This is a genomic window from Paracoccus sp. (in: a-proteobacteria) (assembly GCF_030538495.1).
Classification (GTDB): domain Bacteria; phylum Pseudomonadota; class Alphaproteobacteria; order Rhodobacterales; family Rhodobacteraceae; genus Paracoccus.
On record NZ_JAUNTW010000003.1, the window covers coordinates 226,996 to 238,776 of the forward strand.

The 11,781-nt window shown below is 61.7% G+C and carries 11 protein-coding genes and 1 riboswitch; of the genes, 7 read left to right on the forward strand and 4 right to left on the reverse strand.

Translation table 11 applies throughout. The features are described 5' to 3' along the window. Nucleotides 1-57 precede the first annotated feature (57 nt). Nucleotides 58-609, forward strand: a complete 552-nt coding sequence (locus tag Q4G20_RS04255; protein ID WP_303342115.1) for a thioredoxin family protein — start codon at nt 58-60, stop codon at nt 607-609. Further along, nucleotides 603-1,508 (forward strand): ornithine cyclodeaminase family protein, encoded by a 906-nt coding sequence (locus Q4G20_RS04260; RefSeq protein WP_303342152.1) that lies wholly within the window; start codon nt 603-605, stop codon nt 1,506-1,508. The genes Q4G20_RS04255 and Q4G20_RS04260 overlap by 7 nt, the downstream gene beginning before the upstream one ends. Before the next feature lie 158 nt (nt 1,509-1,666). Here Q4G20_RS04260 and Q4G20_RS04265 read toward each other — a convergent pair whose 3' ends face one another. The 3 genes from Q4G20_RS04265 to Q4G20_RS04275 form a co-directional block, all read right to left on the reverse strand. Beyond that, the gene (locus Q4G20_RS04265; protein ID WP_303342116.1) at nt 1,667-2,341 is read right to left on the reverse strand and encodes a 5'-nucleotidase, lipoprotein e(P4) family; all 675 of its coding nucleotides are present in this window, start codon (nt 2,339-2,341) and stop codon (nt 1,667-1,669) included. A gap of 11 nt (nt 2,342-2,352) precedes the next feature. Next, entirely contained in the window at nt 2,353-3,594 is a 1,242-nt protein-coding gene (locus Q4G20_RS04270; protein WP_303342117.1) for an MFS transporter, read from the reverse strand. 66 nt (nt 3,595-3,660) lie between these two features. After that, entirely contained in the window at nt 3,661-4,254 is a 594-nt protein-coding gene (locus tag Q4G20_RS04275) for an outer membrane lipoprotein carrier protein LolA (protein ID WP_303342118.1), read from the reverse strand. Nucleotides 4,255-4,410: 156 nt separating this feature from the next. Next, a riboswitch (TPP riboswitch) is annotated at nt 4,411-4,531 on the forward strand. A gap of 67 nt (nt 4,532-4,598) precedes the next feature. On the opposite strand from Q4G20_RS04275, the gene thiC reads away from it, so the two are divergent. Further along, nucleotides 4,599-6,374 carry a phosphomethylpyrimidine synthase ThiC gene (gene thiC / locus Q4G20_RS04280; protein WP_303342119.1) on the forward strand — a complete coding sequence of 592 codons (1,776 nt, stop codon included), beginning with the start codon at nt 4,599-4,601 and terminating at the stop codon, nt 6,372-6,374. Between the two features lie 233 nt (nt 6,375-6,607). Here thiC and ppk2 read toward each other — a convergent pair whose 3' ends face one another. After that, nucleotides 6,608-7,513 (reverse strand): polyphosphate kinase 2, encoded by a 906-nt coding sequence (gene ppk2 / locus Q4G20_RS04285; protein WP_303342120.1) that lies wholly within the window; start codon nt 7,511-7,513, stop codon nt 6,608-6,610. Nucleotides 7,514-7,659: 146 nt separating this feature from the next. Between ppk2 and Q4G20_RS04290 the strand changes: the two genes are divergently transcribed. From Q4G20_RS04290 to Q4G20_RS04305, 4 genes are all read left to right on the forward strand, one after another. Beyond that, nucleotides 7,660-8,739: a glycosyltransferase 61 family protein gene (locus Q4G20_RS04290; protein WP_303342121.1), complete on the forward strand. Its 1,080-nt coding sequence runs from the start codon at nt 7,660-7,662 to the stop codon at nt 8,737-8,739. Between the two features lie 123 nt (nt 8,740-8,862). Continuing rightward, nucleotides 8,863-9,474, forward strand: coding sequence for a ribosome maturation factor RimP (rimP, locus tag Q4G20_RS04295; RefSeq protein ID WP_303342122.1), 612 nt, complete (start codon nt 8,863-8,865; stop codon nt 9,472-9,474). 3 nt (nt 9,475-9,477) lie between these two features. Next, nucleotides 9,478-11,142: a transcription termination factor NusA gene (nusA, locus tag Q4G20_RS04300; protein WP_303342123.1), complete on the forward strand. Its 1,665-nt coding sequence runs from the start codon at nt 9,478-9,480 to the stop codon at nt 11,140-11,142. Nucleotides 11,143-11,160: 18 nt separating this feature from the next. Continuing rightward, on the forward strand, nt 11,161-11,781 hold the full coding sequence (locus tag Q4G20_RS04305; protein WP_303342153.1) for an RNA-binding protein: 621 nt from the start codon (nt 11,161-11,163) through the stop codon (nt 11,779-11,781).

The following is an 11,781-nucleotide window of genomic DNA, read 5'->3' on the forward strand; positions in this document are numbered from 1 at the left end:
GCTGTCGCGCGCTGTGTCTAATCGGCGCGCGGGCTACCCGCAATGAAAGGACCGATCATGGCTGTATCCCCGCCTGTCTGCGATTTTGGCTGGCCCGCCCCGGATTTCCGCCTGCCCGCCACCGATGGCACGCTGTGGACCATGCGCGATGTGGCCGGGCCGCGCGGCACGCTGATTATGTTCATTTGCAACCACTGCCCCTATGTGCTGTCGGTGCTGGACCGCATCCTGCGCGACGCGCGCGAGATGCAGGGCTTTGGCATCGGCGTGGCGGCGATCTGTTCCAATGACGCGACGGCCTATCCCGATGACGCCCTGCCGCAGATGGCGAAGCTGGCGCGGGACCGTGATTTTCCCTTCCCCTATCTGCATGACGAAACGCAGGATGTGGCGCGTGACTGGGGCGCGGTTTGCACGCCCGATTTCTTTGGTCTGGATGCGGGGGATGGGCTGCAATATCGTGGCCGTCTGGACGCATCAGGCCGCAATCCCGGCCCGACGGACGCCGCCCGCGAATTGCGCGATGCCATGCGGCTGATCGCCGATACCGGCCACGGCCCCGTTGACCAGATCCCGTCGATGGGCTGTTCAATCAAGTGGAAATCATGACTCAGATTATCGGCCCTGACATCGAACCGCGCCTGAACTGGCTGGACCTGACCGACGCTTTGGCCGCCGGTCACCGCTTGCCACGCGCCGAAATCGCGGACAGTTTTCTGTATCGAGGCGGGGACACTCTGCTGACCCGTTCGGCATGGATCGACGGGCTGGGGCTGGCGATCAAGGCCGCGACGATCTTTCCCGGCAACCCGGATGCGGGGCGGGGGATGGTCAATGGCGCGGTGAACCTGCTGGATGATCAGACCGGGCTGTTGCAGGCGATTGTCGATTTTCATCTGGTGACGAAATGGAAAACCGCGGGCGACAGCCTGCTGGCGGCGCGGCATCTGGCGCGGGATGACGCGCGCCGGGTGCTGATCGTCGGCGCGGGCAAGGTCGCGGCCAGCATGATCGACGCCTATCGCGCATGGCGGCCCGATGTGACGGTGACGATCTGGAACCGCAGCCCGCGCGCCGCCGCCGATCTGGCCGCACGGATGGGCGCGCAAATGGCCGATGATCTGGAACAGGCCGTGCGCGGGGCCGAGATCATCGCCACCACCACCATGTCACGCGACCCGCTGATCATGGGCGACTGGATCGCGCCCGGCACGCATCTGGACCTGATCGGTGCCTATCGCCCCGACATGCGCGAGGTGGACAACACCGCCCTGCACCGCGCCGCCCTGTTCGTGGACAGCCGCGCCACCACCATCGGCCATATCGGTGAAATCCAGATCCCGCTGGATCAGGGCGCGATCACACCCGCCGATATTCTGGCGGATTTTTACGACCTGCCCACAGGCGGGTTCGCCCGCCCCGATGATGACGCGATCACAATTGCCAAAAACGGCGGCGGCGCGCATTTGGATCTGATGACCGCGCGCTATATTCTGGGCGCGGCTTAGAGCGGACAGGCTGGGGGCGCGTCGCCCCCCAGACCCCCCGAGGATATTTCTGCACAGAAGATAAACCGCCGCCCTATCTTCTGTGCAGAAATATCCCGGGGGGAATCCCCGGAACGGGGATGGGGGGCTGGCCCCCCCTGCGCGCTCTCGACCGAAACCTAACCCCCCGGCGCGATCCATGGGCGCAATTCGGCGCGCATCCAGCTGCCATGCGCGGCGTTTGGAAAGATGATCCAGTCCTGACCGAAACGGTCGGCGTGGTCATCAGCCATGCGGTGTTGGTCGTCCAAGGGCGTGCCGGCAAAGGCTTCGTGGAAATCGTGCAGCGTGTCGCCCAGATGCAGGATCACGCGGTGATTGCGTTCGACCATGGCGCGGCGTTCGGCCTTGGGCGGGCCGAACAGCAGCACCTGTTCCGACCGCACCTGTGGCAGGCCCAGTTTCGACAGCGTGGCGATTGTGGCCAGTTTGTTTTCTTCGAACCGGTCCGAGACATAGAAAATCGTCACCCCCAGCCGGTCAGCAAGCGCAAAGAAATCCGCAGCACCGGGGATCAGATGCGGGTCGCCGTCGCGTTCCCACAATTTCCATGTGTCCAGATTTTCGAACATCGGGCCGTCTTGATGCGCGGCCAGTGCCATCACAGCGCTGTTGTCCAGAATGGTTTCGTCAATATCGCTGACAATCGCCAGCCCTGCCCCGCCGCCATGGTCCGTCACCGCGTCGCGCAGACGCAGCGTGGCCAAGGCATAGGCCTGGCGTTGCAGCGCCCGCACCTCGGCCGAGGATTGCTGAAAGCGCACGCCCATCAGATGTTCGTGGGGATGTGTCATGTCTGATCCTTTCAGGCGGTCACAATGCGGGCCGGGGCTTCGCGAACGGGCAGATGGATCAGCGCGCTGAACGCGCCGACGCCAACCCCGATCCACCAGACCAGCAGGTAATCCCCCGACACGTCATAGAGCCACCCGCCCAGCCAGACGCCCAAGAACGACCCGATCTGATGCGACAGGAACACAAACCCATAGAGCGTCCCCATATAGCGCAGCCCATAGATATAGGCGACCAGCCCGGATGTCAGCGGCACCGTCGCCAGCCACAGCGCCCCCATGACCAGCGAAAACAGGATCACCGTTGCGGGCGTCATCGGCGTTAAGATAAACGCCGCCGCCGCAATCGTGCGCAGGGTGTAAATCCCCGCCAGCAGGTATTTTTTCGTGTATCGTTTGCCCAGCCAGCCCGCGAAAATCGCGCCGCCGATATTGGCCAGCCCGATCACCGCAATCGCAATCGCGCCCAATGCCGATGTCGTGGTGATGCCCAGCCCGTATAACATGCCGCCCGGTTCGATCGGGCCGCACATTTCGGTCACCATGGCCGGGAAATGTGCGGTGATGAAGCCCAGCTGATAGCCGCAGGAAAAGAACCCGGCGAAGATCATCATATAGGTGGGGTCGGTAAAGGCGCGCTTCAGCACCGATCCCATGCTTTCTTCCAGCATGGCGGGGGTGGCGGGGCGGCCCGATCCCAGCATCGGCAGAAAGGCCAGCGTTCCCAGCACGATCACGCCAAAGATGATAAACACCGTCTGCCATGGGTAAAAGGCCAGCAAGACCTCGGCCAGGGGGGCGCCGAACACCTGTCCCGCCGATCCGGCGGCGGTCGCAATGCCCAATGCAAGGCTGCGGTTTTCATCACTGGCGGCGCGTCCGACGATGGCCAGAATGACCCCGAAGCCCGTGCCGGCGATGCCGAAACCGACCATGATTTCCAGCATCTGCACCCCGCCGGGGGTGGTGGCAAAGGCCGTCAGGATCAGCCCCGCGCTATACAGAAAGGCGCCCAGAATGATGGCCCAGCGATCGCCCCAGCGTTCGGCCAATGCGCCGAACAGCGGTTGCCCAAACCCCCAGGCCAAATTCTGAATCGCAATCGCCAGCGAAAATTCCGCGCGCGGCCAGCCGAAATCCTGCGCAATGGGGATCTGAAACACCCCGAAACTGGCGCGCATGGCGAAATTGATCAGCAAGATCAGCGAACCGCCGATCAGAATGGGCGTGAACAGGCGGGCTTGAGATGCGGTCATGGCGGAACCTTTGGGGTGAACCCCAAAGGCTTGCCGTGACATTCGGTCGCGGTCAATCGCGAATCGTCAGCGGCGGCGTTCCTGTTCGTTCACGATGGAAAACCGCGATGCGGGGATCGACCCGCCTTTGCGCATCTCGCCCAAGATCACCGTGGTTTTCTGGCCGGTGTCATCGGTTACGATCCATTGCCGCAATTCGGTCGGCGCGGTGAACACCATCTGGATATTGCCGTTTTGCGGGCGCTGCGGGTCCTGCGCGGTGACGATGGTGCCGTTGTTGCGTTCGGTGTGACCCGTCACCATGCCCGGACGGCCCAGATTCACATTGGCGTCCAGAATGATCGACAGCGGCGTCTGCGACAGCGGATATTGCAGCGCATCCGACCCGCGTTTGCCGTCAAACACCGCGACCGTGCCGCCCGATGCCAGCACCAGCGTATTGTCGTTGTTGTATTCAAACCGCACCCGTCCGGGGCGCTGAATGAACACGGTGCCGGTGGAAATCGTGCCATCGGGGTTGATCTGGGTGAACTCGGACGTAACCGTGGTCAGGCTGTTCAGATAACGCGAAATCTCATTCAGGGAAATTCTCTCGGCCCATGCCGGAAGGGCAAGACCAAGGGCGAGGACGGGCGCAAGTGCGAGTGTTTTCAGCTTCATGGTGGTTATATTACCCCTGTTTTCCGCCAATGCACATCACGTCTGACGGAAGGATTCCATGACAAACACTCGCGCCTGCGTGACGGTTTCGCCGCGATTGTTTCAAAACCGGCGCGAATTATGTCATTGACGCAGCGTTATGCCCGCGCGATGCTGTCCAGACGTCAGGGGAGTCCCGCCAAGGGGACTGAGAGGCAGACAGGGGGCAACCCCGGTGACGCGACCCTTTGAACCTGAACCCGTTGATCCGGGCGTAGGAAGACCGAAGGGACCGCCGCGCGCACCTTCTGGCCGACAGGCCCCTTTCTGCCCATATCGACGTCTGACCGGGCAAGGAGCCTGTTATGAAAGACGCCATCCCCGCCATCACCACCGGCGCGCTGCCGGCATCGCAGAAAATCTATGTCACCGGCGACCGCCACGATATTGCCGTGCCGATGCGCCAGATCACCGTCAGCGACGAACCGCCGCTGGTGGTTTACGATTCGTCCGGCCCCTATACCGACCCGAACGCCCAGATCGACATTGCCGCCGGTCTGCCCGCCATTCGCGGCGGCTGGCAGCAGGGGCGCGGCGATGTGGAATCCTATGCCGGGCGCGATCTGACGCCCGCCGATAACGGCTTTGCCAGCGGCGACCGGCTGACCCCCGCCTTTCCGGTGCAGCGTCGCCCGTTCCGCGCCGTGGGCGACCGCGCGATCACGCAACTGGCCTATGCCCGCGCCGGGATCATCACGCCGGAAATGGAATTCGTCGCCATCCGCGAAAACGAAGCCCGCACCGCCGCCCGCACCCGCGACGGCGACCCGATGGGCGCCGATCTGCCCGATCTGGTCACGCCCGAATTTGTGCGCGACGAAATCGCCGCCGGTCGCGCGATTATCCCCGCCAATATCAACCACCCCGAATTGGAACCCGTCATTATCGGCCGTAATTTCAAGGTCAAAATCAACGCCAATATCGGCAACTCCGCCGTCACCTCGTCGATGGAGGCCGAGGTCGACAAGATGGTCTGGGCCATCCGCTGGGGCGCTGATACGGTGATGGACCTGTCCACGGGCCGCAACATCCACAACATCCGCGACTGGATCATCCGCAATTCGCCGGTGCCCATCGGCACGGTGCCGCTGTATCAGGCACTGGAAAAGGTCGGCGGCGTGGCCGAGGATCTGACGTGGGACATCTTCCGCGACACGCTGATTGAACAGGCCGAACAGGGCGTTGATTATTTCACCATCCATGCGGGCGTGCGTCTGCATATGATCCCCATGACCGCCAGCCGGGTGACGGGGATTGTGTCGCGCGGCGGGTCGATCATGGCGAAATGGTGCCTGCATCATCACCGCGAATCGTTCCTCTATGAACATTTCGACGAAATCTGTGACATCTGCCGCCGCTATGATGTCAGCTTCAGTCTGGGCGACGGGCTGCGCCCCGGATCCATTGCCGACGCCAACGACGAGGCGCAATTTGCCGAACTGCGCACGCTGGGCGAATTGACGAAAATCGCCTGGGCCAAGGATTGTCAGGTCATGATCGAAGGGCCGGGCCATGTCCCCATGCACAAGATCAAGGCGAATATGGACGAACAGTTAAAACACTGCCACGAAGCGCCGTTTTACACCTTGGGGCCGCTGACGACCGATATTGCGCCGGGTTACGACCACATCACATCCGCCATCGGGGCCGCGATGATCGGCTGGTTCGGCACCGCGATGCTGTGTTACGTCACGCCCAAGGAACATCTGGGCCTGCCGGACCGCGACGATGTGAAAACCGGGGTCATCACCTATAAACTGGCTGCCCATGCCGCCGATCTGGCCAAGGGTCATCCGGGCGCGCAAAACCGCGATGACGCGCTCAGCCGCGCGCGATTCGAATTCCGCTGGGAAGATCAGTTCAATCTGGGTCTGGACCCCGACACCGCGCGCGCGATGCACGACGAAACCATGCCCGCGCAGGCACACAAAGTCGCGCATTTCTGTTCGATGTGCGGGCCGAAATTCTGTTCGATGCGCATTTCCCACGACATCCGCGCCCAGGCCGAACAGCAACGCGGCATGAGCGAGATGGCCGAAAAGTTCCGCGAAACCGGGACGTTATATGTGCCGCAAGACTGACGGGACCGGCAGGCGGGGGTCACACGCCCCCGCCGCTCGGATCAGTATTTCTGCGGCACATACAGATCGCGGGGCAGCACCTCGCGTTTAAGTGTGGAGTTAATCACCCGTTCCGGCAGGCATATCCGGCACGGGAAAATGACAGAAAAAACCACACGAACGCAGTGGGTTACTCACTCCGCAGAACCGGCGCGGGACCGGCAGGCGGGGGTCACACGCCCCCGCCGCTCGGATCAGTATTTCTGCGGCACATACAGATCGCGGGGCAGCACCTCGCGTTCATAGGTGGGGTTGAACACCCGATCCGGCAGGCGCACTTCGTCATGCGGCACGTCGGTATAGGGGATTTGGTCCAGCAGGTGGCTGATGCAGTTCAGACGCGCGCGTTTTTTGTCGTTGCCGGGGACAATATACCACGGCGCTTCGGGAATGTTGGTGCGTTCCAGCATTTCTTCCTTGGCTTTGGTATAGGCTTCCCAGCGAACGCGGCTTTGCAGGTCCATGGGCGACAATTTCCACTGCTTCAGCGGGTCGTGAATACGGATCAGGAACCGCATTTGCTGTTCTTCGTCGGTGATGGAAAACCAGTATTTCACCAGACGAATCCCCGACCGGATCAGCATCCGTTCAAATTCCGGCACGTCGTCAAAGAATTGCTGCACCTGATCTTCGGTCGCAAATCCCATCACGCGTTCGACGCCCGCGCGGTTATACCAGCTGCGGTCGAACAGCACGATTTCCCCGCCCGCCGGCAGATGGGGAACGTAACGCTGAAAATACCATTGCGATTTTTCGCGGTCCGACGGCGCGGGCAGCGCCACAACACGGCAAACGCGCGGGTTCAGACGTTGGGTGATGCGTTTAATCGCGCCACCCTTGCCCGCCGAATCGCGGCCTTCAAACAGGACGACGACCTTTTCTTTAGTGTGGCTGACCCAATCTTGCAGGCGGATCAGTTCCGATTGCAGACGCAGCAATTCCTGAAAATACACCTTGCGGTCGATCTGGTCAGGGTGATGCGTGCGATAGATCTTGCGGATTTCGGCGGACAGAACCGCGTCTTCCATTTCGATCTCGATATCTTCGTCAAGGGTGTCGAGAAGTTCAGCCTCGAGCCAGTCTTTGGGTTCATTCGTCATAGCAGCCTCCGCGTTCTGCCCCCGCCATATGCGGGTTTTGTAACGATTTCGCGTCAGTGGTCCAGAGGACGGCCGCGGCGTGGATTGTCACATGCCGTCCCCTTGGTTATGCAGCGTCCAGTTTGGTTGGTGACAAGGTTCCGGCTATGGGTCATGCCGTCGCGAAATGGGCTGATTTTCAGGCAGCGAAGCTGTCGCAAAAACTGTTCGGGCGGGAAATCTTTGCCGATCTGCCCGCCCCGGTGCGGGAATCGGACCCGCAGGACGTCGCCTGTCGCCCCGGCCTGTTTGAACCCGACCAGCTGGACCGCGTGCGCCATTGCTATCTGAACCGCACTCTGCGCGGCGTGATGGACAACTGGGCCGCTGACCGGTTCACCGAAACCCCGATGGAGACCTATCACCTGGGCGCGGCCACCGTGCTGCCGGGGGTGATTTACACCCGTTCCGCGCGGCATTGGTTCAGCCTGTCGGTGCCGAAACTGGCCGATGTTCTGGGCAGCTATGAACGCAACCGGCACACGGTTTTGCTGAATTCCATGCAGGGGATTCGCTATTTCGGGCATTGGCTGGGCGATGATACCACGGTTTACGAAGCCTATCGCGGGCATCCCGATATCTGTTCCGTCCATCTGCGCGACTGGGCCGATCTGGGCTTTTTTCAGGCCGCGTTTCAGCAAAATTGGCGGCAGCATCGCGTTATTGACACCGACAACCTGATTCTGAACCGCAATGTCGGGTTTAGCCGCAAAAAGACCCAGCACTGGCACCAGATGCGCGACCGGCTGCGCCAGCATATCCAGCCCGGCCCCGGCGCGGGAAAGGTCGTCTATATCAGCCGCGGCGCCAGTGCGTCGCAGCGCGAAATCAGCAACTGGGACGCCCTGCATCGCTGGCTGAGCGATCAGAACATCCCCGTTGTGACGCCGGAAAACGACACCGCCGAATTCACCCGCAACATTCTGGATGCGGATGTGATTATCTCGGTCGAGGGCAGTCAGGCCTGCCACGCGATCTACAATCTGCGCCCCGGCGGCGCGCTGTTGATTTTGCAGCCGCCCGACCGGTTCCACAGCGGCGCGCAGGAATGGATGCGCCCGCTGGATATGCATTGCGGCATGGTGATTGGCACCCAGACCGAAACGGGGTTCGACATCAACCCCGATGAGGTCAGCGCCATGGCCGACCGCCTGCTGAACGCGGTTGCCGCGGCGCGGATGATATAACCCTTGCACTTTCCGCCATTCCGGCGTATAGACAATCTAACAGCGGTGCAGGTCTCCACCCCCTGCGCCACCGAAACATGTCCGGGGCCGCTGACAGGCCCCTTTTTTATTGCGGAGGATCCCATGTCGAACGATCTGATCGCCAAGACCGCCATCGACCGCCGCCTTGCCGAAATCATCATCCCGGTGATCGAGGATATGGGCTTTGAACTGGTGCGGATTCGGTTGCAGGGCGGCAAAACCGCCACGCTGCAAATCATGGCCGACCGCCCCGATGGCGGCATCAATGTGGATGACTGCGCCGAAATCTCGGTCGCGGTCAGCGCGACTTTGGACGTCGAAGACCCGCTGGAAGATGCGTATCATCTTGAGGTGTCCAGCCCCGGCATTGACCGCCCGCTGACGCGCCTGAAAGATTTCGTGACCTTTGAAGGTTACGATGTTCGGCTGGACACGAACCAGCCCATCGACGGGCGCAAACGGTTCAAAGGTGTGCTGGCCGGGGTCGAAGGCGACGAAGTGTTGCTGAACATCACCGAGGACGGCGACACCCAGACCATCGGGTTGAACTTTGACCTCTTGGCTGATGCCAAGCTGGTTCTGACCGACGAACTGATCCGCGAAATGCTGCGTCAGAAAAAGGAAGCCGGGTTGGAGATCGACCATCTGGACGAATCCGCCTTTGACGCAATTGAAACCGAAGACGGTGCCGACAGCACCGACACGAAGGAGTGAGCGATGGCAATCACCTCTGCCAACCAGCTTGAACTGTTGCAAACCGCCGAGGCTGTCGCCCGCGAAAAGATGATCGACCCCGATCTGGTCATCGAAGCCATGGAAGACAGTCTGGCCCGCGCGGCCAAGTCGCGTTACGGGTCCGAAATGGACATCCGGGTCAAAATCGACCGTAAGACCGGCAACGCCACCTTTACCCGCGTCCGCACCGTGGTTGAAGACGACGAACTGGAAAGCCATCAGGCCCAATTCACCACCCGCGACGCCCTGCCCTATTTCGAATCGCAACGCGATCCGGCGAATTACTGGACCCGTGGCGACGAAAAGCTGGCCGATTTCGCCGGTGGCCCGCAGATTGGCGATGTGTTTCAGGAACAGGTTCCCCCGGTGGAACTGGGCCGCATCGCCGCGCAATCGGCCAAACAGGTGATCCTGCAACGCGTCCGCGAAGCCGAACGCGACCGCCAATATGACGAATTCAAAGACCGCGCCGGCACAATCATTAACGGCGTCGTCAAACGCGAAGAATACGGCAACATCATCGTTGATGTGGGCCGGGGCGAAGCGATCCTGCGCCGCAACGAAAAAATCGGTCGCGAAAGCTATCGCCCGAATGACCGCATCCGCGCCTATGTCAAGGATGTGCGCCGCGAAACCCGTGGCCCGCAGATCTTCCTGTCGCGCACCGATCCGCAGTTCATGGCCGAACTGTTCAAGATGGAAGTGCCGGAAATCTATGACGGCGTGATCGAAATCAAGGCCGTGGCCCGCGACCCCGGCAGCCGCGCGAAAATCGCTGTCATCAGCTTTGACAACAGCATTGACCCGGTTGGTGCCTGCGTCGGTATGCGCGGCAGCCGCGTTCAGGCCGTGGTCGGCGAATTGCAGGGCGAAAAGATCGACATCATCCCGTGGAACGAAGATCAGGCGACGTTCCTGGTTAACGCCCTGCAACCCGCCGAGGTCAGCAAGGTCGTGTTCGACGAAGAAGCCAATAAAATCGAGGTCGTCGTCCCCGACGAACAGCTGTCTCTGGCCATTGGTCGGCGCGGTCAGAACGTGCGTCTGGCCAGCCAGTTGACGGGTCTGGACATCGACATCCTGACCGAAGAAGAAGAATCGAAACGCCGTCAGGCCGAATTCAACGCCCGCACTCAGTTGTTCATGGACGCTCTGGATCTGGACGAATTCTTTGCGCAATTGCTGGTCGCGGAAGGCTTTACCGATCTGGAAGAAGTCGCCTATGTCGAGCTGGACGAACTGCTGTCCATCGAAGGCGTGGACGAATCGACCGCCGAGGAATTGCAGGCCCGCGCCCGCGATGTGCTTGAGGCGAAAAACAAAGCGGCCTTGGAAAACGCCCGCGCCTTGGGTGTCGAAGACAGTCTGGTTGAATTTGACGGCCTGACCCCCCAAATGATCGAGGCATTGGCCAAAGACGGCATCAAAACGCTGGAAGATTTCGCGACCTGCGCCGATTGGGAACTGGCCGGTGGCTGGACCACCGTTGACGGTCAGCGCCAAAAGGATGAAGGCTTGCTGGAACCCTTCGATGTCTCGCTGGAGGATGCGCAGAATCTGGTCATGACCGCGCGGGTCATGCTGGGCTGGGTGGACCCCGACGAACTGACCGCCGATGCGGCCGACGAACAGGAGGCCGGGGCGTAACCGCGCCCCGGAATGGCCCTGACGCGCGGCGGAATTGATAAAGACCGGACCGAACCCGAACGCCGCTGCATCGCCACGGCCGAGGTTCAGCCCAAAGCGGGCCTGATCCGTTTCGTGATCGGGCCGGATGGGCTGGTCGTGCCGGATCTGGCGGAAAAGCTGCCCGGTCGCGGCATCTGGGTGTCAGCCGACCGCGCGGCACTGGAAAAGTCGGCGGCTAAGGGCTTATTTTCCCGCGCCGCCCGCGCGCCGGTCACGGTGCCGGACGGGCTGGCCGATCTGATCGAAGCGGGGCTGGCCCGGCGGGTGGTCGAACTGGTGTCGTTGACGCGGAAATCGGGGCGCGCGGTCGCGGGCTTTGAAAAGGTCAAAGGCTGGCTGGCCGAAGGCCGCGCCAAGGTTCTGTTGCAGGCCAGCGACGGGTCGGAACGCGGCAAAGGCAAATTGTGGACGCCCACCGGCGGACGCTGGTTCGGCTGCCTGACCGCATCAGAATTGGGTTTGTCCTTTGGGCGCGATCATGTCATACACGGCGCGCTTGCAGCGGGTGGCCTGACGGACAAAGTGATTACAGAAGCCAGCCGACTTTCGGGTTTGCGCGGGCATGACGGCGGCAATTCGGCCGTCGGGAAGGAATGA